The 25,820-nt window shown below is 64.5% G+C and carries 17 protein-coding genes and 1 other RNA gene; 13 read left to right on the top strand and 5 right to left on the bottom strand.

The annotated features are described in order from the left end of the window. The 5 genes from BLQ28_RS01560 to gyrA all read right to left on the bottom strand — a co-directional run bounded on the left by BLQ28_RS01560 (position 1) and on the right by gyrA (position 6,411). Positions 1–891, bottom strand: a complete 891-nt coding sequence (locus BLQ28_RS01560) for a prephenate dehydrogenase (RefSeq protein WP_093236805.1) — start codon at positions 889–891, stop codon at positions 1–3. Between the two features lie 14 nt (positions 892–905). Next, the gene (gene pheA / locus BLQ28_RS01565; RefSeq protein ID WP_093236806.1) at positions 906–2,027 is read right to left on the bottom strand and encodes a prephenate dehydratase; all 1,122 of its coding nucleotides are present in this window, start codon (positions 2,025–2,027) and stop codon (positions 906–908) included. A 25-nt stretch (positions 2,028–2,052) separates the two neighbouring features. Then, complete coding sequence (gene serC, locus BLQ28_RS01570) at positions 2,053–3,120, bottom strand: 3-phosphoserine/phosphohydroxythreonine transaminase (RefSeq protein ID WP_256327182.1); 1,068 nt, start codon at positions 3,118–3,120, stop codon at positions 2,053–2,055. Between the two features lie 70 nt (positions 3,121–3,190). Beyond that, positions 3,191–3,769 carry a DUF2059 domain-containing protein gene (locus tag BLQ28_RS01575; protein ID WP_093236808.1) on the bottom strand — a complete coding sequence of 193 codons (579 nt, stop codon included), beginning with the start codon at positions 3,767–3,769 and terminating at the stop codon, positions 3,191–3,193. Then, positions 3,766–6,411: a DNA gyrase subunit A gene (gyrA, locus tag BLQ28_RS01580; RefSeq protein WP_093236809.1), complete on the bottom strand. Its 2,646-nt coding sequence runs from the start codon at positions 6,409–6,411 to the stop codon at positions 3,766–3,768. The genes BLQ28_RS01575 and gyrA overlap by 4 nt, the downstream gene beginning before the upstream one ends. Positions 6,412–6,635: 224 nt before the next feature. On the opposite strand from gyrA, the gene ompA reads away from it, so the two are divergent. The 13 genes from ompA (at position 6,636) to BLQ28_RS01645 (ending at position 25,817) form a co-directional block, all read left to right on the top strand. Continuing rightward, the gene (gene ompA / locus BLQ28_RS01585; RefSeq protein WP_093236810.1) at positions 6,636–7,286 is read left to right on the top strand and encodes an outer membrane protein OmpA; all 651 of its coding nucleotides are present in this window, start codon (positions 6,636–6,638) and stop codon (positions 7,284–7,286) included. Between the two features lie 128 nt (positions 7,287–7,414). Beyond that, positions 7,415–8,143 (top strand): bifunctional 2-polyprenyl-6-hydroxyphenol methylase/3-demethylubiquinol 3-O-methyltransferase UbiG, encoded by a 729-nt coding sequence (gene ubiG / locus BLQ28_RS01590; protein ID WP_093236811.1) that lies wholly within the window; start codon positions 7,415–7,417, stop codon positions 8,141–8,143. Continuing rightward, positions 8,140–8,808, top strand: a complete 669-nt coding sequence (locus tag BLQ28_RS01595; protein ID WP_093236812.1) for an HAD-IA family hydrolase — start codon at positions 8,140–8,142, stop codon at positions 8,806–8,808. Before ubiG ends, BLQ28_RS01595 begins: the two co-directional genes overlap by 4 nt. A 12-nt stretch (positions 8,809–8,820) precedes the next feature. Next, positions 8,821–9,207, top strand: a transfer-messenger RNA (tmRNA) gene (ssrA, locus tag BLQ28_RS01600). A gap of 382 nt (positions 9,208–9,589) precedes the next feature. Beyond that, the gene (locus tag BLQ28_RS01605; protein ID WP_093236813.1) at positions 9,590–10,507 is read left to right on the top strand and encodes a dihydrodipicolinate synthase family protein; all 918 of its coding nucleotides are present in this window, start codon (positions 9,590–9,592) and stop codon (positions 10,505–10,507) included. A gap of 319 nt (positions 10,508–10,826) precedes the next feature. Further along, positions 10,827–12,170, top strand: coding sequence for a fosfomycin efflux MFS transporter AbaF (gene abaF / locus BLQ28_RS01610; protein WP_218121895.1), 1,344 nt, complete (start codon positions 10,827–10,829; stop codon positions 12,168–12,170). Positions 12,171–12,444: 274 nt separating this feature from the next. After that, complete coding sequence (locus BLQ28_RS01615; RefSeq protein ID WP_176800985.1) at positions 12,445–12,828, top strand: PaaI family thioesterase; 384 nt, start codon at positions 12,445–12,447, stop codon at positions 12,826–12,828. A gap of 24 nt (positions 12,829–12,852) precedes the next feature. Then, the gene (locus tag BLQ28_RS01620; protein WP_093236816.1) at positions 12,853–13,266 is read left to right on the top strand and encodes a PaaI family thioesterase; all 414 of its coding nucleotides are present in this window, start codon (positions 12,853–12,855) and stop codon (positions 13,264–13,266) included. 247 nt (positions 13,267–13,513) lie between these two features. After that, the gene (locus tag BLQ28_RS01625; protein WP_093236817.1) at positions 13,514–14,971 is read left to right on the top strand and encodes a mechanosensitive ion channel; all 1,458 of its coding nucleotides are present in this window, start codon (positions 13,514–13,516) and stop codon (positions 14,969–14,971) included. Between the two features lie 185 nt (positions 14,972–15,156). Further along, on the top strand, positions 15,157–15,810 hold the full coding sequence (locus BLQ28_RS01630) for an SMI1/KNR4 family protein (RefSeq protein ID WP_093236818.1): 654 nt from the start codon (positions 15,157–15,159) through the stop codon (positions 15,808–15,810). Between the two features lie 947 nt (positions 15,811–16,757). Further along, positions 16,758–24,245: a non-ribosomal peptide synthetase gene (locus BLQ28_RS01635; RefSeq protein ID WP_093236819.1), complete on the top strand. Its 7,488-nt coding sequence runs from the start codon at positions 16,758–16,760 to the stop codon at positions 24,243–24,245. An 8-nt stretch (positions 24,246–24,253) separates the two neighbouring features. After that, on the top strand, positions 24,254–25,573 hold the full coding sequence (locus tag BLQ28_RS01640) for a glycosyltransferase (RefSeq protein WP_093236820.1): 1,320 nt from the start codon (positions 24,254–24,256) through the stop codon (positions 25,571–25,573). Positions 25,574–25,595: 22 nt separating this feature from the next. Next, the gene (locus BLQ28_RS01645; protein WP_093236821.1) at positions 25,596–25,817 is read left to right on the top strand and encodes an MbtH family protein; all 222 of its coding nucleotides are present in this window, start codon (positions 25,596–25,598) and stop codon (positions 25,815–25,817) included. The last annotated feature ends 3 nt before the right edge of the window (positions 25,818–25,820 follow it).

Below are 25,820 nucleotides of genomic sequence, written 5' to 3' on the forward strand. Positions count from 1 at the left end.
TCAGACGTCCTGCTGCGACGAGGCTGCGTCGGCGCTGGGTTTCCAGGCGGCGCGGGCCTTGCTGGCGGCGGCGATGGAATGCTCCAGTGCCTGCAGGTCGCCAGCGGTCATGAGGGTTTCGAGGTCTTCCAGCGCTTGGCGGAAGGCCCGCGATTGCAGCAGCACCTGTTCGCGATTGGCAAGCAGCACGTCGCGCCACATGACCGGATCGCTCGCCGCGATGCGAGAGAAATCGCGAAAGCCTGGCCCTGCGAGGCTCAGGAAGCGGTCGCCCTGCGGCTGCGCCTTGAGGGCGTTGGTGTACGCGAAGGCCAGCAGGTGCGGCAGGTGGCTCACGGCGGCGAAGGCGGCGTCATGCTCTTCGTGCGTCATGGTGACGACGTGGGCGCCGATGCCGCTCCAGACTTGTGAAGCGCGTTGCACGTTCGAGCGCAGCGTGGTCTTGACCGGCGTCAGCACGACCTGGCGGCCGGTGAACAGCGAGGCTTCGGCGTGCTCGATGCCCGAAACTTCTTTGCCCGCGATCGGATGCGCCGGCACGAAGCTCGAAAACTGCCGCTGAAGGCCGTTGCGCGCGGCTTCGATCACGTCGCCTTTTGTCGAGCCGACGTCCATCACGAGCGTCTCGTTCGAAATGCCGTGGCGGATGGCCTTGAAGGTGGCTTCCGACGCCGCCACCGGCACGGCGAGCAGCACGATGTCGGCGCCCGACACCGCCAGCAGCGCGGAAGGCGCCACCACGTCGATCACGCCGAGCTGGCGCGCCCGCTCCGTGGTGGACGGCGACTTGCTGTAGCCGACCACGCGTTTCACCAGCTTCGCGCGCTTGAGCGCGAGCGCAAAGGAGCCGCCCATGAGGCCGCAGCCGATCAATCCCAGTTGCTCGAACATCGTGTCTGTCCGGCTCAGGCTTTGACGGGGTAGGCGCCAAGGACCTTGTAGAACGCGCAGAGGCCGCGCAGTTCGGCCAGCGCCGCAGCCACGTTGGGTTGCGAGGGGTGGCCGTCGAGGTCAATGTAGAAGTAGTACTCCCACTGGCCGGTGCGGGCGGGGCGCGATTCGAAGCGCGTCATCGACACGTTGTTGGCCTTCAGCGGCACCAGCAGGTCGTGCACGGCGCCGGGTCGGTTCGGCACCGAGACGATCAGGCTCGTGCAGTCGCGGCCCGAGGCGGGCGGCATGGCCAGCGTCTGCGGCAGGCAGATCACCGAGAAGCGGGTGCGGTTGTACGAATCGTCCTGGATGGCATGCGCCACGATGTGCAGGCCGAAGCGCGTGGCGGCACGCTCGCCCGCAAGCCCGGCCCAGGCCGGGTTGGTGGCGGCGAGCCGGGCGCCTTCGGCATTGCTCGAGACGGCGCGGCGCTCGGCGTTCGGCAGGTGCTTGGACAGCCAGGTCTGGCATTGGGCCAGCGCCTGCGGATGGGCCAGCACGGCCTCGATGCCTTCGAGCGAATTGCTGCTGCGCAGGAGGTGATGGCGCACCAGCAGGCTGACTTCACCGACGACATGGGTGGGCGAATGGAGGAACAGGTCGAGCGAGCGCGTGACCACGCCTTCGGTCGAGTTCTCGACGCCGACCACGCCGTACTGGGCGCTGCCCGCGGCGGTGGCATGGAACACCTCGTCGAAGCTGGCGCAATAGATCAGGTCGGCCGCGCCGCCGAAGTACTCGATGGCGGCCTGTTCGCAGAAGGTGCCTTCGGGGCCCAGAACAGCCACGCGTTGCGGCGATTCGAGGGCCAAGCAGGCCGACATGATTTCGCGCCAGATGGCGGCCACATGCAGGTCCTTGAGCGGACCCGCATTGCTCTTTTGCATCTTGTCGATGACCGCCGCGACGCGGTCGGGGCGAAAGAACGGCGTGCCCTCGCGCTTCTTGACCTCGCCGACCAGCTCGGCCACATGCGCGCGCTCGTTGAGCAGGCTGAGCAGTTGCTGGTCGAGCGAGTCGATCTGCACGCGCAGACCGGCAAGGCTTTCGGAGTTGTCGGGGGAGGAGGGCGGTGTGGGTACGGAGGCGGTCATCGGTGCGAGCAGCTAGGGCATGCGCCTAGGCATGCGATCGCTCGAATTCTCGCATGTAGCCCACCAGTGCCTGCACCCCTGCCAGCGGCATGGCGTTGTAAATGCTGGCGCGCATGCCGCCGACCGACTTGTGGCCCTTGAGCTGCAGCAGCCCGGCTTCGCGCGCACCGGCCAGGAAGGCCTCGTTGCGGCCTTCATCAGCCAGGAAGAACGGCACGTTCATGCGCGAGCGGCAGCTCGGATCGATCCGGTTGGCGTAGAAGTCGGAACCGTCGATGAAGTCGTACAGCAGCTTCGCCTTCGCGATGTTGCGTTGCTCCATGGCGGCCACGCCGGTGAGGTTGCCCTCGGTCTGCTGCAGCAGCCACTGGAACGTGAGCCCCGCCATGTAGATGCCCCAGGTCGGCGGGGTGTTGTACATGGAGTTGTTGTCGGCCACGGTCTTGTAGTTGAACGCGCTCGGGCAGATCTCGAGCGCATGGCCGAGCAGGTCGTCGCGCACGACGACGATCGTCAGGCCGGCGGGGCCGAGGTTTTTCTGGGCGCCGCCGAAGGCCAGGCCCACGCGGCTCCAGTCGACGCTGCGCGAGGCGACGTGCGACGAAAAATCGATGACGAGCGGCGCGTTGCTGCCGAGCGCAGCAAGGTCGGGCAACTGCTGGAATTCGATGCCGTTGATGGTCTCGTTGCTGCACACGTGCACGTACGAGGCACCCTGGCTGAGCTGCCAGGTCGAGGGATCGGGCAGTTGGGTGTGCTGGTTGTCGGCGTTGCTTGCTGCAACGCGCGCAGTGCAGTAGCGCTGCGCTTCCTTGTGCGACTTGACGCTCCAGCTGCCGGTGATCACGAAGTCGGCGGTTTTGCCGCGCGACAGGTTTAGCGGCACGATGGCGTTTTCGCCAAGCCCGCCACCCTGCATGAACAGGATGTGGAAATGAGAGGGCACGGCCAGCAGCGTGCGGATGTCGGCTTCGGCTTGCGTGCAGATCGCGCCGAATTCCTTGCCGCGATGGCTCATTTCCATCACGCTCATGCCGCTGCCCTGCCAGTCGAGCATTTCGGAGGCGGCGCGTTGCAGCACCGCCTCCGGCATGGCAGCCGGACCGGCCGAGAAGTTGTAGGGGCGCTTGCCGGCCGGCGTCTGCTGCTGGGTCACGTTGCTTTTACTTCTTGGCTGGTGCCTTGGCTGGCGCCTTGGCGGGTGCGGGTGCTTCGGTCGGGGCGCCGAGTGCCTTGGCGACGTTTTCGTCGAGTGCGCGCATCTTGGGTTCGATGCTGGCGCGGGTTTCGGTCACCAGCTTTTCCGTCAGTGCGGTCTGCATCTTCGGGTTCAGGTCCTGGTACTTCTTGCTCAGGGGCGAGTTGATCCAGGCCAGCAGTTGCTTGAGCTCGTCTTCGCTGAAGTTCTGCTCGAGCAGCGGGGTGAGGGCTGCCGGGGCCAGTTGAACGGCCTTGTCGCGCACGATCGGGTAGGCGTCGTCGAAGTACTTCTTCAGCTCGGCATCGGCGGCCTTGGCGGCAGCTTCGCGCTTGGCTTCAGGCACTTGCGTCTGCAGGTACTGCGAACCTGCCTGTGCGATCGGAGCGCTCGACTGCTCGACCAGCCCGCGTGCCAGCGATTCGATGCCGGGGCGCTGGATGTCGATGAACTGCTTGATGAGCGTGGCCTTGTCTTGGGCCATTGCAGCCATCGAGCCGCTGGCCAGGGCTACCGTCAGAAGTGCGAGTTTGATTTTTTTCACTGAGGATTCTCCGTTGAAGATGTGGAAGTATCGTCTGCGTCAGGCTCACTTTCGCCATTCGCGTCGTTTTCGACGATACGTTGTAGCCCGCTGAGTTTGGCGCCTTCGTCGACTCCGATCAGCGTGACGCCTTGCGTCGCGCGACCCAATTCGCGAATTTCTGCCACCCGGGTGCGCACAAGCACACCCTTATCGGTGATGAGCATGATCTCATCATCCGCATGCACGAGAGTGGCGGCGACGACCTTGCCGTTGCGCTCACTCTGTTGAATCGCGATCATGCCTTTGGTTCCGCGGCCGTGGCGCGTGTATTCCGTAATGCTTGTTCGTTTTCCGTAACCGTTTTCCGTGGCGGTGAGCACGCTTTGCTGCTCGTCCTCGGCCACCAGCATCGCGATCACGCCCTGTCCCGGGTCCAGCGACATGCCGCGCACGCCGCGGGCGTTGCGGCCCAGCGGGCGGACGTCGTCTTCAGCGAAGCGCACGGCCTTGCCGCCGTCGCTGAAGAGCATCACGTCGTGCTTGCCGTCGGTCAGTGCCGCGCCGATCAGGTAGTCGCCATCGTCGAGGTTCACAGCGATGATGCCGCCCTTGCGCGGGTTGTTGAACTCGTCGAGCGCCGTCTTCTTGACCGTGCCCATCGAGGTCGCCATGAACACGTACTGGTCGGCCGGGAAGTTGCGCTTGTCGCCGGTAAGGGCGAGGGCGACGTTGATCTTCTCGCCTTCCTGCAGAGGGAACATGTTGACGATCGGCCGGCCGCGCGAGCCGCGCGAACCCGCCGGCACTTCCCAGACCTTGAGCCAGTAGAGCCGGCCGCGGTTGGAGAAGCACAGGATGTAGTCGTGCGTGTTGGCGATGAAGAGCTGGTCGATCCAGTCGTCGTCCTTCGTGGCCGTGGCCTGCTTGCCGCGGCCACCGCGCTTTTGCGCGCGGTATTCGCCCAGGGGCTGGCTCTTGATGTAGCCGCTGTGCGAGAGCGTGACCACCATGTCGGTCGGGGTGATCAGGTCTTCGGTCGAGAGGTCGTAGGCGCTGTGCTCGACGAGGCTGCGGCGAGCGCCGAGCTTCGACTGGCCGAACTCCTGTTTGATCTCGCCGAGCTCCTCGCCAATGATGATCGAAACGCGCTCGGGCTTGGCCAGGATGTCGAGCAGGTCGTCGATCTCGGCCATGACTTCCTTGTACTCGGCAACGATCTTGTCTTGCTCGAGGCCGGTCAGGCGCTGCAGGCGCATCTGCAGGATTTCCTGGGCTTGCGTTTCCGACAGGCGATAGAGGCCGTCGCCACCCATGCCGTACTCGCGCTCGAGGCCCTCGGGGCGGTAGTCGTCGGCATTGATCACGCCGCCATCGGCGCGCGAACGCGTGAGCATCTCGCGCACCAGCTTGCTGTCCCAGCTGCGGGTCATCAGCTCGGCCTTGGCGACCGGCGGCGTGGGTGATTCGCGGATGATGCGGATGAACTCGTCGATATTGGCCAGCGCGACCGCCAAGCCTTCGAGCACGTGGCCGCGTTCGCGGGCCTTGCGCAGCGTGAAGACGGTACGGCGGGTGACCACTTCGCGGCGGTGCTGCAGGAAGACCTCGATCAGGTCCTTCAGGTTGCACAGCTTCGGCTGGCCGTTGACCAGCGCCACCATGTTGATGCCGAAGGTGTCCTGCAGCTGCGTCTGCTTGTAGAGGTTGTTGAGCACGACCTCGGGCACTTCGCCGCGCTTGAGTTCGATCACCAGGCGCATGCCCGACTTGTCGGACTCGTCCTGGATGTGGCTGATGCCTTCGATCTTCTTCTCGTGCACCAGCTCGGCCATGCGCTCCTGCAGGGTCTTCTTGTTGACCTGGTAGGGGAGCTCGTCAACGATGATCGCTTGGCGCTGGCCGCGGTCGATGTCCTCGAAGTGGCACTTGGCGCGCATCACGACCTTGCCGCGGCCGGTGCGGTAGCCGTCCTTCACGCCGTTGATGCCGTAAATGATGCCGGCGGTGGGGAAGTCGGGCGCGGGCACGATTTCCATCAATTCGTCGATGCTGGCCTGCGGGTTGCGCAGCAGGTGCAGACAGGCGTCCACCACCTCGTTCAGGTTGTGCGGCGGAATATTGGTGGCCATGCCGACTGCAATACCGCCAGAGCCATTCACCAGCAAATTCGGCAGCTGGCTGGGCAGTACCTTCGGCTCTTTTTCGGAACCGTCGTAATTGTCCTGAAAGTCGACAGTTTCCTTGTCGATATCGGCCAGCATTTCGTGCGCAATTTTGGCCAGCCGGATTTCCGTATAACGCATCGCGGCGGCGTTGTCGCCATCCACGGAACCGAAGTTGCCCTGGCCGTCGACCAGCATATGGCGCATGGAGAAGTCCTGCGCCAACCGAACGATGGTGTCGTAGACCGACTGGTCGCCGTGCGGGTGATATTTACCGATCACGTCGCCGACGATACGGGCCGACTTCTTGTACGGCCGGTTCCAGTCGTTGTTGAGTTCGTGCATGGCGAACAGCACGCGTCGGTGCACGGGCTTGAGGCCATCGCGCGCATCGGGAAGCGCCCGGCCCACGATGACGCTCATGGCGTAATCGAGATAGCTGCTGCGCATTTCCTCTTCGAGACTGATGGGCAGGGTTTCTTTGGCGAAGGAGGTCATGAGCGAGAGGCTGGCGGCAGGAAGGCGAAATTTTACGCTGTGAGGGGTGTCGCACCGCCGCAACACTAGGCGGCTATTCCGCCTCCGTCCTACGCTTCGGGGGCGTCCAGCGGCCTGTTTGCCAAAGACCCTATGGCACAATCGCCTCAACGTTTTGGGTGGTGGTCACTTAAAGCGTCCTTGATTCGCAGCGCGGCTGCGGCTTTTTCCCCAAGAGGAGAACCATGAAGAAACTGAATAAAGTGGCGATGATGTTTGCAGTCGCTGCGCTCGCCACTGCCGCCGGCGCGCAGACCCGTGTCACCGCTGCGGACGGCGGTCCTACGATCGACAACTGGCAAAACGGCACCGGCGAACTGGTCTGGAAGAACGGCACCAACGAACTGTGCTGGCGCGATGCCAACTGGACGCCGGCTACCGCCGCCGCCGGTTGCGACGGCGCTCTGGTTCCTGCCGCTCCGGCCGCTGTGGCTCCGACCCCTGGCGTGACGCCTCCCGCGACGCCCGCGCAAGTCGCCGCTTCGAAGGTGACCTTCGCTGCTGACGCATTCTTCGACTTCGACAAGTCGGTTCTGAAGCCTGAAGGTCGCGCCAAGCTGACCGACCTGGTCGAGAAGATCCGTGGCGTCAACCTCGAAGTGATCATCGCTGTGGGCCATACCGACTCGATCGGCACGGTGCCTTACAACCAGCGTCTGTCGGTGCGTCGCGCTGAAGCCGTCAAGGCCTTCCTGGTCTCGAAGGGCATCGAACGCAACCGCGTTTACACCGAAGGCAAGGGCAAGTCGCAACCTGTGGCTGACAACAAGACCAAGGAAGGTCGCGCCAAGAACCGTCGCGTTGAAATCGAAGTGGTCGGCACTCGCGCCAACTAATCATTCGATTCCATCGATGATGAAAACCCCGCCAAGGCGGGGTTTTTTTATGCCTGTCGAATTGACACTCCATCGCTTGTCATGCCCCAGCAGTGTTTGCGGGCCATTGCTCGTTTCATAATCGCCCTATGACAGAAAACGTGAATGCCGATCCGGCCGAGCTGGCCAAGTTTTCAGAACTTGCGCATCGCTGGTGGGATTTGGAGAGTGAATTCCGCCCATTGCATGAAATCAATCCATTGCGCCTTGAATGGATAGACGGTATTGCACCTATTTCACAGCGCCGTGCACTGGATATCGGTTGCGGCGGTGGGATCTTGGCCGACTCGATGGCGCGAAAAGGCGCAGAGGTGCTCGGCATCGACCTCGCCGGCAAGGCGCTCAAGGTGGCTCAGCTGCATGCCCTCGAAGCCGGCACGCGCGGCGTCAAGTACCGCGAGATCAGCGCCGAGGCGCTGGCTGCCGAGCAGCCTGGCAGCTTCGACGTTGTCACTTGCATGGAAATGCTCGAGCATGTGCCGCAGCCAGCTTCGGTGATCCAGGCTTGCGCCACGTTGGTCAAGCCAGGCGGCTGGGTGTTTTTCTCGACGATCAACCGCAATCTGAAGGCCTTCATGCTTGCGATCGTGGGCGCCGAGTATGTTCTTGGCATGCTGCCTCGCGGAACCCATGAGTATGCAAAGCTGATTCGTCCCAGCGAACTCGCCGCCTATTGCCGTGCGGCCGGCCTGGATCTGCGTGCTACCCGTGGCCTGGAGCACAACCCGTTGACCCGGCGCTACTGGCTCAGCGCAGACACCAGTGTCAACTACATGTTCGCGACGCAAAAGCCGCCGTCGCCGGATTCGCAGGGATGAAAGCTGCTTCGACACAGGCAGTGCTGTTCGACTTGGACGGCACGTTGATAGACAGCGCCCCCGATCTGGGGGCTGCCGCCGACAAGATGCGTACCGATCGCGGCCTCGCTTCGTATCCATTGGAGCGTTACAGACCCATGGCCGGGGCCGGGGCGCGAGGCATGCTGGGGGTGGCGTTCGACATCACGCCTGAGGCACCGGAGTTTGCCGAGTTGCGGGAAGAGTTCTTCGTCGCCTACGAGCGGCGCATGTTGCTCAACACGCACGTGTTTGATGGCGTCCAGGCCTTGATCGAGGCAATCCAAGAGCGCGGATTGCTTTGGGGTGTCGTCACCAACAAGTCCGCTCGTTTCACCGATCCTCTGACCGGCGCGATTCCTCTCTTTGCCACAGCGCGCGCAATCGTGAGCGGAGACACCACCCCATTCGCCAAGCCGCACCCGGAGCCGCTGCATGAGGCGGCGCGTCGGTTGGGTGTTGCGGCCGATGCCTGCATTTACGTTGGCGACGACGAGCGCGACATCATCGCCGGGCGCGCTGCCGGCATGCGGACCGTTGCGGCCACCTACGGCTACATGGGCTCCCAGGCCGATGCGGCGCTCTGGAAGGCCGATGCCTCAATCTCTTCGCCCCTTGAGCTCTTGAAGTTTCTCAATAGCGCCTAAAATAGAAGGCTTGGGGCTGCACTGGTTTCGACGTGGGTTCGGAGTCGCAGCGGGGCATGTCGAGCTGAATGCGCTCGTAAAACAGATTCAAACAAACTAACTGCAAACGACGAACGTTTCGCACTCGCTGCTTAATTGCCAGTGAGCTTTGCAACAGCAGGCCGATGGGCTGGGCAAGGGGGTGACAGAGCAATCTGAAACCTCCCGGCTGCAAAGATAATTACATGGGCTGGCTCCGATCCGGGTACCTTGGGTCGGGGCGAGAAAATAGGGTGCTGGCGTCCGGTTTAGCGTGTGACTGCGCGACTCCGGAAGCGAGACTTAAATCAGATCACTAAACATGTAGAACTGCGCGATGAAGGCTTGCGGACGGGGGTTCAAATCCCCCCAGCTCCACCAACACAACGTCCAAGGGCGTTCACTGAAGTTCAGTGAACGCCCTTTTTCATTGGGAAATCGGCTCTCCATCGTGCGAGGGCGTTCGACGTGATTTGCTAGGAGCCGAGGCTGAACCGGAGGCAGTCGGGCGGAAGTTGTGTTGATCGCCGTCGAAAACTACCTCTTCGGATCAGAGATTGGCGAAGTCCAGCACGGATAGATCGCCTCCCACGAAGCGCATAACAGTTGCTCTGTGATCGCCGCAGGGTAGTGAGGGAGGTTCCTGCGCCTGGTGTGCATAGCGGCAGTCAATAGCATTTTTACTGATATCTCATAGAAATATTGCAAATATATTTAAAGGATATCAAGGCCAAAACCTCTACCGCTACCCAAGGAGCAACTCATGAGCAACCCGCGCTGGCAAGGCATCTTCCCCGCCATCACCACCAAGTTCCACGCCGACGAAAGCATCGACGCCGAGGGCACCGCCCGCCACATCGACTTCCAGATCCGCAACGGCATCCACGGCCTCGTCACCTGCGGCTCGCTCGGCGAAGCCAGCACGCTGACGCTCGAAGAAAAACTGCAGGTCGCCAAGATCGCACTGGACGCCGCCGATGGCCGCATCCCGGTGCTGGCCAACGTGTCGGAAACCAGCACGCGCGAGGCACTGCGCTATGTCGATGGCGCCAACAAGCTCGGCGTGGCCGGCTTCATGGTGATGCCCTCGGTGATCTACGTGGCCGATGCGCGCGAAGCGATGCTCAACGTGCGCACCATCGCCAACGCCGCGCAGAAACCCATCATGGTCTACAACAACCCGGTGGCCTATCGCGTCGACCTGAAGCCGCAGCACATGGTCGAGCTGGCCGACTGCGAATGGATCGCAGCCATCAAGGAAAGCACCGACGACATCCGCCGCATCACCGACCTGCGCAACACGGTGGGCGACCGCTACCAGCTGTTCCTGGGCGTGGAAGACCTGGCCTACGAAGGCCTGGCCCTCGGCTGCGATGGCCTGCTGGCCGGCGTCGGTTGTGCCTTCCCGCGCGAGACAGTGGCGCTGTACGACCTGATGAAGGCGGGCAAGTTTGCCGAAGCGCTCAAGCTCTACCAGTGGATGACGCCGATGCTGCACCTGGACGTGTCGACCAAGCTCGTGCAGAACCTGAAGCTCATCGACGTGCTGGTGGGCGTGGGCAGCGAGCACATGCGCCGTCCGCGCTTGCCGCTGATCGGCGAGGAGCGTGCATTCATCGAAGGCGTCGTCAAGCGCGCACTGGCGACGCGGCCGGCGCAGTATCAATCCGTCGTCGGGTAATCCTCCAGGCCAACGCCCCCGCTCTGCGCATGACCGAGACCATCGTCAGTGCCGAGGCCACGGCCGCTTCCGACGGCGCGAATCTGCTGATGAACCATCTGGCGCACGTTGCGCGCCGAGTCATCGACACCTGAGCACTCCTCAGGCTCGCCTCGCAGGATTCGCGTTCTGCGAGGCCTTCCCGCGCGAAAGAACCCTTGCTCACGGACTTGGCGCGAGTCGGCTGCCGCCATCTCGTGGACGGGGATTTCTGCGCGCATTTTTCTCACTTTCCTTTCGAGGATCCGTTCCCATGTCAAACACCGCAGCAATCGAGACGATGCCAGCGAGCACTCCCAAGAAAGAAGACACCAGCGGTCTCAAGCGCGTCGTCGCCGCGTCGATGGTCGGGTCCATCGCGGAGTGGTACGAGTTCTTTCTTTACGGCACGGCCTCCGCGCTGGTGTTCGGCACGCACTTCTTCAAGCAGACCGGCAATCCGATCGATGGTGTGCTCGCGGCCTTCGCGCTGTACGCGGTGGGGTTCGCAGCCCGGCCGCTGGGCGGGATCGTGTTCGGCCACTACGGGGACAAGATCGGCCGCAAGACGCTGCTGCAGATCAGCTTGATCGTCGTCGGCATCACCACCTTTCTGATGGGCTGCCTGCCGACCTTCGATGCCATCGGCTATTGGGCGCCGGTGCTGCTGGTGAGCCTGCGGCTGATCCAGGGCTTTGCGTTCGGCGGCGAGTGGGGCGGTGCGGTGATCCTCGTGAGCGAGCACAGCCCTGACAACCGTCGCGGCTTCTGGGCCAGTTGGCCGCAGGCGGGCGTACCCGCGGGCAACCTGATCGCCACCGTGGTCCTGCTGCTGTTGTCCTCGACGCTGAGCGAATCGGACTTTCTCGGCTGGGGCTGGCGCGTGGCCTTCTGGTTCTCGGCCGTGGTCGTGCTGATCGGCTACTGGATCCGCAAGCGGGTGGACGACGCGCCGATCTTCAAGGAGTCGCAAGCACGCCAGCAGGAGGTCAAGCAGCAGGAGATGCGCCTCGTGCAGGTGCTCAAGTACCACTGGCGCGAAGTGCTGATCGGCATCGGCGCCCGCTTCGCGGAGAACATCCTGTACTACATGGTGGTCACCTTCTCGCTCACCTACCTGAAGATGATCGTGGGCATGAACACCTCGCGCATCCTTCTGCTGATGTTCGGTGCGCACGCCATCCACTTCCTGCTGATTCCGGTGATGGGCCATCTGTCCGATGTGATCGGCCGCAAGCCGGTGTACATGATCGGCGCGGTGCTCACTGCGTTCTGGGGCTTCGTCGGCTTTCCCATGATGGACACCGGCAACGAGTGGCTCATCATGGCTGCGATCGTGTTGGGGCTGGGCATCGAGTCGATGACTTATTCGCCGTACTCGGCGCTGATGACCGAGTTGTTCCCCACACGGATCCGCTACACCGCGCTGTCGTTGTGCTACCAGGTCGCGCCGCTGCTCGCCGGCTCGCTGACTCCGTGGATCTCGCTCACGCTGCTCAAGCACTACAAGTCGTCCACGCCCATCGCGCTGTACCTGGTCGGTGCGGCGCTGATCTCCATCGTCGCCGTCAGCTTTGCGAAGGAAACCAAGGGCAAGTCGCTGCGCGAGATCGATGCCGCCGATGCGGCACGCCGCCCGCACTGATCCGCCTTCAGGTCTTCGACCCAGTGCCTCATCGCCGAGTCGAGGGGCAATCTCTTCATCACTCGTTCTGGCGCGTCGTTTCGGGAGACGAGGCGGCATGGGCTGTACGGCGACGCAGCCCGCGCCATGAAGGAGTCAAGACGCCGACGGATTGGGCGATCGATCTGATGCAACCCGCTTGAAGCCTGGGCCAGACGGGCAGGGCGGCACAATGGGCGTGCAGGCGATGACGACAGTTGTGTCGAGCGCAATGAACCACCCACGAGCGGGCACCATGAATCACCCTTTCGCAGAACTGATAGACCTGAACTTCGAAGAAGTGAAGGGCGGCTCAAGCACGCTGACGCTGGTTGTTGCACCACAGCACTTGAATCCCCATGAGGTGGTGCACGGTGCCGTCCTGTTCGCAATGGCCGATACGGGCATGGGATCGGCGCTCTACCCAACGCTGGAGGCGGGCGAGATCTGCGCCACGATCGAGATCAAGATCAACTATTTCAAGCCCGTTTTTCAAGGCCGGCTCGTCTGCAAGACCGAACTCGTCAACCGGGGCAAGACCGTTGCGAACCTGGAGTCGCGGCTGTACGTGGACGAAGTCCTCGTGGCGCACGCAAATGGGAACTACGCAATCTTTCGTCCCCGGCGTGCCGAGGCATAACCCCTTCATCAGCGACACGAACCAATGAACGACGATCTGGAAGCCCGAATCCGCTCGGGCCAGGCACTGTCCGAATCGATGGGCAACTTCCACGTGACCGGGTGGGAGCCCGAGCGCAAGCTGCTCCAGGCAGCCTTCACCGTGCGACGCGAGTATTGCCACACGAACGGCACGATTGCGCAGGGCGGGTTCATCACCGCCTGGCTCGACGCCGCCATGGCTCATGCCGTCATGCATGACACGGACCAGACGCAGACCGTCTTCAGCCTCGAGATCAAGGTGAGCTTCTATGAAAAAGTCGGCCCGGGCGAGGGACGGGTCGAAGGGCGCGTGATCAGGCGTGGAAAGCGCATTGCGTTTCTCGAAGCCGCGCTCTACAACCCCGACGGCAAGCTGGCCGCCGAGGCCTCTTCAACCGGGGTGTTGGCGAGCCTCTAGAGCGGCAGCGCCGATCCGAGAGCGGTGCTTGATCTGCATCTGCAAGCTCTGATGCCGGCCAGATTCGATCGCAGCAGCGAAGGCCTGCTGTTGCCGGCTGAACGCGGCAGTTAATTTGGCACGCCTGAGCCGACAGAGTTCGCAGAGGCGCCCAACCCACGCTTCTCCCTGGCAGATCGAACTGCTATAAACAACCGCGAGCGGCCAAGGGACGCCCATTCCGGGCAATCACCAAGGAGAAGAAACCATGGATATCTCGGTATTTACGGTAGCGATGCAAGACGCGGTGGGTCATCAGTTGCCCCGGCTTCTGGGAGCACTTGCAATCTTCGCGTTGGGATGGTTGATTGCGGTGGCGGCGCGCGCAGCGATTCGCCGGTTGCTGAATGCCACACGCCTGAACGAGCGCATCAGCAGCAGCACGGGGTCTCGCGTCGATGCGGAATCGCCGGTCGCCGTCGTCGTGTTCTGGCTCGTGTTGCTGGCAGGCTTGGTGGCCGCTTTGGGCACGCTGGACCTTTCAACACTGTCTTCTCCGCTGGCGACCATGCTGACGGACGTGCTGCGCTTCCTGCCGCGCGTCTTCGCGGCCGCCGTGCTGAGTTTGGTGGCCTGGGTCTTGGCCAGCCTGATCAAGCTGGGCGTGAACAAGGCATTGGACGCCACCAGCCTCGACGAAAAGCTGAGTGCCGAAGCCGGCATGGCCCCCATGGCCCAGAGCGTCGGCAACGTGATCTTCTGGCTCGTCATCCTGTTGTTCCTGCCGGCCATCCTCGGCGCCTTGCAAATGACGGGGCTGCTGGAGCCGGTGAAGAGCATGCTCGACAAGCTGCTCGCCATGGCGCCGAACATCCTCGCGGCCATCCTGATCGGCGTGATCGGTTGGGTGTTGGCCAAGGTGCTGCGGGGCCTCGTGACCAACCTGCTCGCCGCGGGCGGCATCGACAACATCAACAGCAAGATCGGCCTCGACGGCGGCTTTCGCCTGTCCAAGCTGGCGGGCACCGTCGTCTACATCCTGATCTTCGTGCCCTCGCTGATCAGTGCACTCGATGCGCTCAAGATCGAAGCCATCAGCGGCCCGGCGACGCGCATGCTTTCCCAATTGCTGGAGGCGGTGCCGCACATCGTGGCGGCGGCGATCATCCTTACGCTGACGTGGTTCGTTGCGCGGTTCGCGAGCGAGCTGCTCAAGAAGCTGCTCGAGCAACTCGATGCCGACAGCCTCCCCGCCAAGATCGGGCTGGGACAGGCGCTCAGCGGCAGCTTTGCGCCTTCGCGGCTGGCGTCGGGCTTGTTGATGTTCTTCGCCATGCTGTTCGCTGTGGTCGAGGCCGCCAATCAACTCGGGTTCGGCGAAATGCGCAGCATGCTCGGCACCTTCACGCGTTTCGGGGCCGACATCGTGCTGGGCAGCGTGATCATGCTGATCGGCTTCTGGCTTTCCAACGTCGCCTTCCAGGCGTTGAGCCGGGCGGAGAGTTCTTCTGGCCTTCTGGCCAATATCGCGCGCTTTGCCATCCTCGGGCTGGTGATTGCGATGGGCTTGCGTGCGATGGGCGTCGCCAATGAAATCGTCTTCCTGGCCTTTGGGCTGACGCTGGGCGCTGTTGCTGTGGCGGCAGCACTGGCCTTCGGCCTGGGTGGACGCGAAGCGGCCGGCAAGCTGCTGGACCACTGGGTGCAGAAGATCTCCGGGAAGTAAGAGCGGAGCTGGCGGTCCGTCCGCCTTCGCTCCGCTTGAAGTCTGCTGCCGAGACGATCAGAAGAGAGGCCCCTCGCAGGGCCTTGAAGACTCCCTGATGCCATTGCCTGTTCGCACGTCTAGGCAAGCAGTGTTCCTGCTCTTGATTCCGTCTTTGACTGCACTGCCATCGTTAGGAGGCAAGCATGGAACACGTGTTGGCAAATCGGATCGTCAAGATCCGCTCCGAACTCGACCGGCTGAAGACGTCGGACCTGGAGACCACCATCATCGATCTCGGTGACCGCGAAGTGGTCGGCTACCGGTGCGGGATACACGGCGCATCCGTGCATCGTTACGAACTCGCAGCCCCCGTGAACCTGGATGAGCTCGCTGAATTCGAACGCCGGGTGGGCGTCCGCCTGCCACTTGAATATCGTGAATGGCTGACCCAGGTGAGCGACGGCGGCGCCGGTCCCATGCACGGTGTGTTTCCACTGGCCGAGGAGGCCGAAAACGCCGCAGTCGACTACGCCGCCGATTTTTCCTTCACCGCCGAGAACCCCTGTGCGCCTGTACCCGAGGGAGCAGATGCGCGGTGGTCGCAGAACATCGAACGGATCTACCGCGGCATGACCTTCCTTGCGGACGAGGGGTGTGGCATGTACAACCTCCTGATCCTCCGAGGTCCCGCCTCCGGGCAAGTCTGGTGGCACAGCTATGAGCATGCCTCTGCAACGCCGATCCTTCATCCCGAGACCCTCAGGCCGCTGACATTTCTGGATTGGTACGAACTATGGCTGGGGCGTGCACTCGACCCGAGCCAAGATCAGGTGGGAAGCTTCGGGGAGTTTGTCTAACTGCCCTGGGGAGTGGTTCTGGCTTGTGATCGCTGTTCGTGCCGCAATCCGGTGCCGCTACTCAATCTGGAGCAGTCGGCGATGGAAATCAGCAACTCGTGATGCGCACTACGCCGATCCGACAGCGCCTTGATGGATCGCTTGCGAGGCACCCGACGTGCCTTGATTGAGTGGCTGGATCTCGAGTGGATCGCAGGGGCTGCTGATCTGATTTCCATCGAATCGCACTCGAATGAGCAGGCCGGCCGTGCCGGTGACTGTGCCGAGTCTGCTGCCACACCGCACACGGCTCCCTCTCTCGAGATGGAGCCCATGCAGTCTGCAAAATTCTTTCAGAGTCATCTTGCTGCTCACAGGTTGAATTGTCAGCAGATTGTTGATTGCAGTCGAATGGATTCCCCTTCCAAAATTCACTTACGCATGTAGGAAGGGTGCCCGCAACCGTGACAGGAGCCAGGGAGCCCATCCATGGTCACTTGCACGGCAATGAGCGCCGCACCTGACCAGCTGATCTGCCGCAGCGACCGACTTCGCACCCAACCAAAGGGCCGTACCGCCCCAGCCTTCGGTACCGACAACACGCATGGTCGGAAGGGGCTCTGAAATACCCCTAAGCATCGAACTAGAAGTTGCTGCGCTGCAACATCCTTCGGGCGCATTTCCCCCTCGAAATACGATGAAAGCCTTCGATTCTTGAAGCTGCGATTTGGATCGCAACTTCAGGATGAAATCTTTCGCGTTCAGTGTCCAGCGCGAAATATTGATACCCCAAAAAGCGTCACTGAAATCGTTGCAACCACTTGTACATTGGTTTGGAAATGTGAGCCGATTGTTAAACGAAGCCAGGGCATTTCTCCCCGTGCACTCCCCGTGCAGGGAGGGTTCCAGCTGTCCGTTTCGATTGCGCACGCATCGTTGCCGATTTCATTCAAGACCTGGAGTAGTGCATGCAAACCATCGATCCGCTGGACAGCGCAACGCCCCTTACCTCGGGTCAGATGGCGATGTGGCTCGGTGCCAAGTTCGCCTCGCCCGACACCAATTTCAACTTGGCCGAAGCCATAGAGATCGATGGCCCGATCGACGTGGCCATCTTCCTGGCGTCTATGCGGCAAGTGGTCGAAGAGGCCGAGGCCACGCGGCTGCGTTTCGTCGATACGGGGCAGGGGCCGCGCCAGGTCGTGGCACCGCCGCTCAGCCGCGAAATCCTGTACCTCGACTACAGCGCCGAGAGCGATCCGCGCACTGTCGCCGAAGCGTGGATGCAGGCCGACTTCAGCCGCAACATCGATCTGGCGAACGGGCAGTTGTGGTTGTCTGCGCTGATCCGCCTCGCGGGCGATCGCCACATCTGGTACCACCGCTGCCATCACATCGCACTCGACGGTTTCGGCGGCGGGCTTATCGCACGCCGCTTCGCGGACATCTACACCGCGCGCGTGCAGCGCACCGACGTGCCTGAAGCCTCGCGCTTCGCAGCGATCGCGCAGCTTGCCCATGAAGAAAACGCCTACCGCGAGTCCGGCCGCTTTCCGCGCGATCGCCAGTATTGGATGGAGCGTTTCGCCGATGCGCCCGATCCGCTGAGCCTGGCGCAGCGGCGCTCGGTCAACGTCGGTGGCCTGCTGCGCCAGACCGTGCACCTGCCGGCCGCCAGCGTGCAGGCCTTGCAGGGCATTGCACAGGAACTCGGCACGACGCTGCCGCAGATCCTGATCGCCACCACTGCCGCCTACCTGTACCGCGCGACGGGCATCGCCGACATGGTGATCGGCATTCCGGTGACGGCGCGCCACAACGACCAGATGCGGCGCGTGCCGGCCATGGTGGCGAATGCCTTGCCGTTGCGCCTGTCGATGAGCGCGCAGTTGCGCATTCCCGAACTGATCCGCGAGGTCGGACGGCAGATGCGGCAGATCCTGCGGCACCAGTCCTACCGCTACGAGTACCTGCGCAACGACCTGAACATGCTGGTCAACAACCGGCAGCTGTTCACGACCGTGGTCAACGTCGAGCCCTTCGACTACGACCTGCGTTTCGCGGGCCATGCCGCGAAGCTGCGCAACCTGTCCAACGGCACGGCCGAGGACCTGGGTATCTTCCTGTACGAGCGCGGCAACGGGCAAGACCTGCAGATCGACTTCGACGCCAACCCTGCGATCTACACCGCGCAGGCGCTGGCCGATCACCAGCGCCGGTTGCTGGCCTTCATGGCCGCCGTGATCGACGAGCCGGACCAGGCCGTCGGCCATGTCGATCTGCTGAACGCCAACGAGCGCAGGCAACTGCTGGTGGACTGGAACGACACCGATCACGCCGTGCCCGACACCCACCTCACGGCGTTGATCGAAGCACAGCTTGCGAGCAACCCGGGCGGCGTTGCATTGCGATTCGACGGACAGGCGATGCGCAACGACGAGCTGAACCGCCGCGCCAATCGATTGGCCCATCTGCTGCGCGCACGCGGCGCGGGCCCCGAACGCACCGTGGCGCTGGCCATCCCCCGCTCGTTCGAGCTGATGGTTGCGTTGCTGGCCGTTCTGAAGACCGGCGCCGCCTACCTGCCGGTCGATCCGGATTTCCCGCAGGACCGCATCGCCTTCATGCTCGGCGACGCACAGCCCGTGTGCCTGATCACCACTGTTGCCTTGTCGGAGGCACTGCCGGGGCAGGCGTCGCAACTGCTGCTCGACCTTCCGCAAACGATTGCCGAACTGGTGAGTTGCGCAGACACCAATCCCGGCGTTGCGATCGATCCTTCGCATCCGGCCTATGTGATCTACACCTCGGGCTCCACGGGCAAGCCGAAGGGCGCGGTGGTATCGCACCGCGCCATCGTCAATCGTCTGCGCTGGATGCAGGACCGCTACGGCCTGCATGCCGACGACCGCGTGCTGCAGAAAACGCCTTCGAGCTTCGACGTGTCGGTCTGGGAGTTCTTCTGGCCGCTGATCGACGGCGCGACGCTGGTGTTCGCCAAGCCGGGTGGCCAGAAGGACGCGGCCTACCTGGCCGACCTCATCGGCAGGGAAGGCATCACCACGCTGCACTTCGTGCCCTCGATGCTCGAAGTCTTTTTGCGCGAACCCACGGCCGGTGCGTGCACGTCGCTGCGTCGTGTGATCTGCAGCGGCGAGGCCCTGTCGCCCGCGCTGCAATCGCAGTTCCAGCAACACCTGTCCTGCGAACTGCACAACCTCTACGGGCCGACCGAAGCGGCGGTCGATGTCACCGCGTGGGAATGCCTGCGCACGCCCGAGATCGAATCGGCATCGGAGCGCGTTCCCATCGGTCGCCCGATCTGGAACACGCAGATGCATGTGCTCGACAGTGGCCTGCAGCCGGTGCCGCCGGGCGTGACCGGCGAGCTGTACATCGCGGGCGTCGGCCTGGCGCGTGGTTACCTGAACCGTCCGCTGCTCAGCGCCGAGCGCTTCATCGCCAACCCCCACGGCGCGCCCGGCAGCCGCATGTACCGCACCGGCGACCTTGCATGCTGGCGCCACGACGGCAGCCTCGACTTTCTCGGCCGTGCCGACCAGCAGGTGAAGATCCGCGGCCTGCGCATCGAGCCGGGCGAGATCGAATCGGTGCTGCTGAAGCACCCGCAAGTCGCGCAGGCGGCGGTGATCGCGCGTGAAGACGTGGCGGGCGACAAGCGTCTCGTGGCCTACGTCGTCGCAGCGGATGCAGGCGATCCGCAGGCGACCGAATTGCGCGCGCACCTCGCGCAGGCCTTGCCCGACTACATGGTGCCCTCGGCTTTCGTCAGCCTGCCGGCCTTGCCGCTCGGCCCGAGCGGCAAGCTCGACCGCAAGGCGCTGCCGGCACCCGAGCAACAAGCCGCCACGCCCTACGCCGCACCGCGCACGCCCACCGAAAAGATACTGGCCGGCCTCTGGGCAGAGACCCTGCACCTGCAGCGCGTTGGCGTGCACGACAACTTCTTCGAACTCGGCGGCCACTCGCTGATGATCGTGCAGCTGATCTCGATGATCCGGCAGCAGTTCATGATCGACCTGCCGGTGGACACGCTGTTCCAGGTGTCGACCATCGCCGGCCTTGCCGAGCTGCTGGACCAGGCCTCGCAGTCGCGGCCCAGCATCACGCCGATGCCGCGTCCCGCGCGCATTCCGCTGTCGTTCGCGCAGCGCCGCCTGTGGCTGATGAACCAGTTCGAAAACGCGAACCCCGCCTACAACATGCCGCTGGCGCTGCGCCTGTCGGGCGTGCTCGACCGCGCTGCGCTGCAGTTGGCGCTCGACGACCTGATGCAACGCCATGAAAGCCTGCGCACCGTCTACCCGAGCGAAGACGGGCTGCCGTATCAGCAGATCCTCGACGGCGAACAGGCGCGCGCATGGCTGATCGAGGCCGACAGCGGCGAAGACGAGATCGCCGCGCAGTTGCATGCCGCGGCCCGTACCAGCTTCGACCTCGGCAACACGGCGCCGCTGCGTCCGCACCTGTTCAAGCTGGCCTCCGACGAGCATGTGCTGCTGCTGCTCACGCACCACATCGTTGGCGATGGCGCTTCGCTGTTGCCGCTGGCGCGCGACCTGAGCGTGGCCTATGCCGCGCGCTGCGAAGGCAAGGCGCCGGGCTGGGCACCGCTGCCGCTGCAGTACGCCGACTACGCGCTGTGGCAGCAGGAATTGCTCGGCAGCGAAGACGACCCCGAGAGCATGGCGGGCCGCCAGCGCGAGTTCTGGCGCGAGACCCTGCGCGATCTTCCCGAGCAGATGAGCCTGCCCACCGACCGGCCGCATCCGGCCGTGCCCAGCTATCGCGGCGACGTGGTGCCGGTGCAGATCGGCGCGCACGTTCACGAGCGCATGCTGCAACTGGCGCGCGATGGCCAGGCCAGCGTCTTCATGGTGCTGCAGGCCGCGCTGGCGGGCTTGCTGAACCGGCTGGGCGGCGGCGACGACATCGTCATTGGCACGCCCGTCGCAGGCCGCAGCGATCATGCGCTCGACGAGCTGATCGGCTGCTTCGTCAATGCGCTGGTGCTGCGCACCGATGCCTCGGGGCAGCCGAGCCTGCGCGAACTGATCGCGCGGGTGCGCACCACCAACCTCGCGGCCTATGCGAACCAGGAGTTTCCATACGACCGCATCGTGGAGCTGCTGCGGCCGGAGCGCTCGCGCGCCAACCTGCCGCTGTTCCGCGTGATGCTCGGGTTCCAGCAGGGCAGCAACCGCCTGTCGTTCAGCCTGCCGGGCCTGTCGATCACGCCGCAGCCGGTGGCCATCGACACCGCGAAGTTCGACCTGTCGTTCATCCTCGACGAGCAGCGCGGCGCCGATGGCTTGCCGAGTGGCATTGCCGGCGGCATCCAGTACAGCACCGACCTGTTCGATCGCGCCACGGTCGAGGCCATCGCGGCGCGTCTGGTGCGTTTGCTGGAAGAGGCTTGCGAAGCGCCCGACGAGCCCGTGGGCAGCCTGGCCATCCTCGGTGCCGAAGAGCATCGGCGTCTGCTGGCCGACTGGAGCGGCCCCACGCGCGACCTGCCGCCGCGCACGTTGGCCGCGATGGTCGAGGCGCATGCCGCCGAGCGCCCGCATGCTGCAGCGGTGGTGCTCGACGACGCCACGCTCAGCTATGCCCAGCTCGATGTGCGCGCCAACCGGCTCGCGCATCTGCTGCGCCGGCAAGGCATTGGGGCTGGTGCCATCGTCGCGACAGTGCTGCCGCGTTCGCTCGACCTGGTGGTGGCGCATCTGGCCATCGTCAAGGCAGGCGCAGCCTACCTGCCGATCGATCCGAATCACATGGCCGGCCGCAGTGCCTTCGTGCTCGAAGAGGCCGCACCGGCCGCCGTGCTGACCCATGCGGTGCTGCTGCCGCAGCTGGCTGGTGTTCCGCATTGCGTGGCGCTCGACAGCGATGAGACGGTCGCCGCACTGGCGATCCAGTCCGATGCGCCTCTGGCGCCGGCGCAACCGGTCGACCCGCAGAGTGCCGCCTACGTCATCTACACCTCGGGCTCCACTGGCGTGCCCAAGGGCGTGGTGGTGCCTCATGCGGGCCTGAGCAGCCTGGGGACTGCGATGGCGGAGCGCCTCGCCATTGGCCACGATTCGCGCGTGCTGCAGTTCTCTTCCTGCGGTTTCGACGCTTCCGTCATGGACGAGTTGATGGCCTTCCATGCCGGCGCCGCGCTGGTGGTCCCGGCGGCGCAGCAACTGCTGGGCCCGGACCTGGCCGACCTGCTCGAAAGGCAGGCCGTCAGCCATGCGCTGATCCCTCCCGCTGCACTGTCGACATTGCCACCCGGTGAATTTCCTCATCTGCAAACGCTGGTGGTGGGTGGCGATGCCTGTCCCGCCGCGCTGGCCGCGCGGTGGTCGCAGGGTCGCCGCATGGTCAATGCCTACGGCCCGACCGAGATCACCATCTGCGCGAGCATGAGCGCGCCGATGACGGGCGAAGCGCAACCTTCCATCGGCCAGCCGATCTGGAACACGCGGATGTATGTGCTCGACGACAACCTGCAGCCAGTGCCCCCCGGCGTCGCGGGCGAGCTGTACATCGCGGGCGCCGGCCTGGCGCGCGGCTACCTGAACCGTCCGTTGCTCAGCGCCGAACGCTTCATCGCCGACCCGCACGGCGCGCCCGGCAGCCGCATGTACCGCAGCGGCGACCTTGCACGCTGGCGCAGCGACGGCAGCCTCGACTTCCTCGGCCGTGCGGACCAGCAGGTGAAGGTTCGCGGCTTCCGCATCGAGACCGGCGAGATCGAATCCGTGCTGCTGCGGCATCCGCAGGTGACGCAGGCCGCGGTGGTCGTGCGCGAAGACGTACCGGGCGACAAGCGCCTCGTGGCCTATGTGGTCGCCGCCGACGACCTGCAGCCGACAGAGCTGCGCGCCCACATGGCGCAGGCGCTGCCCGACTACATGGTGCCTTCGGCCTTCGTCCATCTGCCGACCCTGCCGCTGAACCAGAGCGGAAAGCTCGACCGCAAGGCGCTGCCGGTGCCCGAGCAGCAGGCCGCCGCGCCCTATGCCGAACCGCGCACGCCGACCGAGAAGCAGCTCGCCGAACTCTGGGCCGACACCCTGCACCTGGAGCGCGTCGGCATCCACGACAACTTCTTCGAACTCGGTGGCCATTCGCTGATGGCGATCCAGCTCGGCATGCGCATCCGCGAACGCATGCGGCCGGACTTTCCGCATGCCGAGGTCTACAACCGACCGTCGATCGCCGAGCTGGCGGCATGGCTCGACAACGTGGGCGGCGCGGCCGAGGCGCTGGACCTGTCGCGCGAACTGCACCTGCCAGAGCACATCCGAAGCCAAGACGCATCGCCGACGCTCGTGCCGAAGCGCGTGTTCCTCACCGGCGCCAGTGGCTTCGTCGGCAGCCACCTGCTGGCCGCGCTGCTGCGCGACACCTCGGCCTGCGTGGTCTGCCATGTGCGCGCCGCCGACGAGAGCGCAGGCACGCTGCGCCTGAAGCGCACGCTGGCGCAGCGCCAGCTCGGTGCGATCTGGGACGACGCGCGCATCAAGGTCGTGACCGGCGACCTCGGCAAGCCGCGACTCGGCCTCGACGACAGCGCCGTGCAACTGGTGCGCGATGGCTGCGACGCCATCTACCACTGCGCCGCGCAGGTCGACTTTCTGCATCCCTACGCGAGCCTGAAGCCTGCCAATGTCGGCAGCGTGGTCACGCTGCTCGAATGGACTTCGCAGGGTCGTCCGAAGAGCATGCATTACGTCTCCACGCTCGCAGTGATCGACCAGAACAACAAGGACGGCACCGTCACCGAGCAATCCGCGCTGGCCTCGTGGCGCGGCCTGGTGGACGGCTACAGCCAGAGCAAGTGGGTCGGCGATGCGCTGGCCCGCGAGGCGCAGGCGCGCGGCATGCCGGTCGCGATCTACCGGCTGGGCGCGGTGACCGGCGACCACACGCATGCGATCTGCAATGCCGAAGACCTGATCTGGCGCGTGGCGCATCTCTACGCGGACCTGGAGGCGATTCCCGACATGGACCTGCCGCTCAACCTGACGCCGGTGGACGACGTGGCGCGCGCCATCCTCGGGCTGGCGGGGCAGCAGGCTTCGTGGGGCCAGGTGTTCCACCTGATGAGCCAGGCGCCGCTGCGGGTGCGCGACATTCCGCCGGTCTTCGAGCGGCTGGGTATGCGGCTCGAACCGGTGGGGCTGGAGCCCTGGCTGCAGCGCGCGCATGCGCGGCTCGCGGTCGGGCAAGACCGCGACCTGGCGGCGGTGCTGGCGATTCTTGACCGCTACGACACCTCGGCCACGCCGCCGCAGGTGAGCGGTGCGGCGACGCACGCGCAGCTCGAAGCCATCGGCGCGCCCATCCGGCCGGTGGACCGCGACCTGCTGCAGCGCTACTTCGTCGATCTGGGCATCGACACCAAGGCGCGCCGCACGCTGGAAACGAGCAAGTCGTAGGAGGACCGATGGCACGCTATCTCATTGCGGCAACCGCGTTGCCGGGGCATGTGCTGCCGATGCTGGCCATCGCGCAGCATCTGGTGGGCCTGGGGCACGAGGTGCGGGTGCACACCGCGAGCCAGTTCAAGGCGCAGGCCGAGGCGACCGGCGCCAGCTTCACGGCATTCGAGTCTTCGATTGACTACGACTACCGGCAGCTCGACCAGCGCTTTCCCGAACGCCTGCGCCTGTCTTCGGCGCATGCGCAGTTGTGCTTTGGCCTGAAGCATTTCTTCGCGGATGCGATGGCGCCGCAGTTGAAGGGCCTTCGCGGCATCCTGCAGGACTTCAGGGCCGATGCCATCGTGGTCGACACGATGTTCTGCGGCACCTTTCCGCTGCTGCTGGGCGCGCGCTCGGCCCGTCCGGCGGTGGTTGCCATCGGCATTTCGGCGTTGCCGCTGTCCAGTTGCGACACGGCCTTCTTCGGCACCGCGCTGCCGCCGTCGTCCACACCGGAAGGGCGGGCGCGCAACCGTTCGATGAACACCAACCTCAAACAGGCGATGTTCGGCGAGGTGCAGCGCTATTTCGATGCCTTGCTGGCGTGCATGGCCTTGCCCGCGCTGCCGGATTTCTTCATCGACGCGATGGTCACGCTGCCCGACCTGTACCTGCAGGCCACGGCCGCGTCCTTCGAGTACCCGCGCAGCGACCTGCCGGCGTCGGTGCATTTCGTCGGTCCGCTGCTCGGGCCTGCCAGCCGCGACTTCACGCTGCCCGACTGGTGGCACGAACTGGACGACGGCCGCCCGGTCGTGCTGGTCACGCAGGGCACGCTGGCCAACCAGAATCCGGCGCAATTGATCGGCCCGACCTTGCAGGCCCTGGCAGGCGACAAGGGCATTCAGGTCATCGCCACCACCGGCGGCCCGGTGCCTGCCGCGTTGAGTGCGAACGTGCCGGCCAACGCCCGCGTGCTGCCGTTCCTGCCTTACGACCGGTTGCTGCCCAAGGTGCATGCGATGGTCACCAATGGCGGCTACGGCTCGGTCAACCACGCGCTCAGCCTCGGTGTGCCGCTGGTGGTGGCGGGCGGTACCGAGGAAAAGCCCGAGATTGCCGCGCGCGTGGCCTGGTCGGGGGCAGGCATCAATCTCGGCAGTGGCCAGCCCGGTGCCCGGCAGATCGGCGACGCCGTGCGCAAGGTGCTGGGGCCTTCCACCTACCGGCAGCGCGCCGCCGTGCTGCGCGAGGACTTCGCGCGCCATCACGCGCTGGACGGCATCGCGCAGGCCCTCGCCGCGCTTCAGCACACCACCCCCGCATCCGCGGAAATGGCTTGAACACCCAACAAGGAAACCGACGATGAGCAATCCGTTTGACGACAAGAGCGCCAGCTTTCAGGTGCTGGTGAATGAAGAAGGGCAGCACTCGCTGTGGCCCGCTTTCATCGCCGTTCCCGCCGGCTGGACGGTGGCCCTGGCGGCAACCGACCGGGCCGCCTGCGACGACTTCATCGAGGCCCACTGGCGCGACATGCGGCCGCGCTCGCTGGTGGCCAAGGATCTCGATGCCGCCAAGGCATGAGGA

The organism is Variovorax sp. EL159 (genome assembly GCF_900100965.1).
Taxonomy (GTDB): domain Bacteria; phylum Pseudomonadota; class Gammaproteobacteria; order Burkholderiales; family Burkholderiaceae_C; genus Variovorax.